This is a genomic window from Cupriavidus sp. IDO (genome assembly GCF_000812465.1).
Taxonomy (GTDB): Bacteria; Pseudomonadota; Gammaproteobacteria; order Burkholderiales; family Burkholderiaceae; genus Cupriavidus.
On sequence record NZ_JWMA01000093.1, the window covers coordinates 1 to 2,013 of the forward strand.

At 53.9% G+C, this 2,013-nt stretch carries 1 rRNA gene; it reads left to right on the forward strand.

Annotated elements, in window-relative coordinates:
- A 23S ribosomal RNA gene (locus RM96_RS24180) occupies nucleotides 1-1,987 on the forward strand; the annotation flags it as partial.
- Nucleotides 1,988-2,013 lie beyond the last annotated feature (26 nt).

Below are 2,013 nucleotides of genomic sequence, written 5' to 3' on the forward strand. Positions count from 1 at the left end.
CCCCGCCATAGCAAACTCCGAATACCGAAGAGTGCAATCACGGGAGACAGACATCGGGTGCTAACGTCCGGTGTCAAGAGGGAAACAACCCAGACCGCCAGCTAAGGTCCCCAAATATAGCTAAGTGGGAAACGAAGTGGGAAGGCTAAAACAGTCAGGAGGTTGGCTTAGAAGCAGCCACCCTTTAAAGAAAGCGTAATAGCTCACTGATCGAGTCGTCCTGCGCGGAAGATGTAACGGGGCTAAGCTATATACCGAAGCTGCGGACGCACGCAAGTGCGTGGTAGGAGAGCGTTCTGTAAGCCTGTGAAGGTGTCTTGTAAAGGATGCTGGAGGTATCAGAAGTGCGAATGCTGACATGAGTAGCGATAAAGGGGGTGAAAGGCCCCCTCGCCGTAAGCCCAAGGTTTCCTACGCAACGTTCATCGGCGTAGGGTGAGTCGGCCCCTAAGGCGAGGCAGAGATGCGTAGCTGATGGGAAGCAGGTTAATATTCCTGCACCGTCGTATGATGCGATGGGGGGACGGATCGCGGAAGGTTGTCCGGGTGTTGGAAGTCCCGGTCCCTGCATTGGAGAAGGCGCTTAGGCAAATCCGGGCGCGGAATTCAAGGATGCGGGGCGAGCGGCCTAGTGCTGCGAAGCAATTGGAAGTGGTTCCAAGAAAAGCCTCTAAGCTTCAGTCATACGAGACCGTACCGCAAACCGACACAGGTGGGCGAGATGAGTATTCTAAGGCGCTTGAGAGAACTCGGGAGAAGGAACTCGGCAAATTGGTACCGTAACTTCGGGATAAGGTACGCCCTGGTAGCTTGACTGGCCTGCGCCAGAAGGGTGACGGGGTTGCAATAAAATGGTGGCTGCGACTGTTTAATAAAAACACAGCACTCTGCAAACACGAAAGTGGACGTATAGGGTGTGACGCCTGCCCGGTGCCGGAAGATTAAATGATGGGGTGCAAGCTCTTGATTGAAGTCCCGGTAAACGGCGGCCGTAACTATAACGGTCCTAAGGTAGCGAAATTCCTTGTCGGGTAAGTTCCGACCTGCACGAATGGCGTAACGATGGCCACACTGTCTCCTCCCGAGACTCAGCGAAGTTGAAGTGTTTGTGATGATGCAATCTCCCCGCGGCTAGACGGAAAGACCCCATGAACCTTTACTGTAGCTTTGCATTGGACTTTGAACCGATCTGTGTAGGATAGGTGGGAGGCTTTGAAGCGTGGACGCTAGTTCACGTGGAGCCGTCCTTGAAATACCACCCTGGTTTGTTTGAGGTTCTAACCTTGGCCCGTGAATCCGGGTCGGGGACAGTGCATGGTAGGCAGTTTGACTGGGGCGGTCTCCTCCCAAAGTGTAACGGAGGAGTTCGAAGGTACGCTTGGTACGGTCGGACATCGTACCTAAAGTGCAATGGCAAAAGCGTGCTTAACTGCGAGACCGACAAGTCGAGCAGGTGCGAAAGCAGGACATAGTGATCCGGTGGTTCTGAATGGAAGGGCCATCGCTCAACGGATAAAAGGTACTCTGGGGATAACAGGCTGATACCGCCCAAGAGTTCATATCGACGGCGGTGTTTGGCACCTCGATGTCGGCTCATCTCATCCTGGGGCTGTAGCCGGTCCCAAGGGTATGGCTGTTCGCCATTTAAAGAGGTACGTGAGCTGGGTTTAAAACGTCGTGAGACAGTTTGGTCCCTATCTGCCGTGGGCGTTGGAATCTTGACGGGGGCTGCTCCTAGTACGAGAGGACCGGAGTGGACGTACCGCTGGTGTACCTGTTGTCTCGCCAGAGGCATCGCAGGGTAGCTATGTACGGAAGAGATAACCGCTGAAAGCATCTAAGCGGGAAACTCGCCTGAAGATGAGGATTCCCTGGAGGCTTGACCTCCTTGAAGGGTCGTTCGAGACCAGGACGTTGATAGGCTGGGTGTGGAAGCGCAGTAATGCGTTAAGCTAACCAGTACTAATTGCCCGTAAGGCTTGATCCTATAACCAGTGTGTTTTGCCTGGTGTG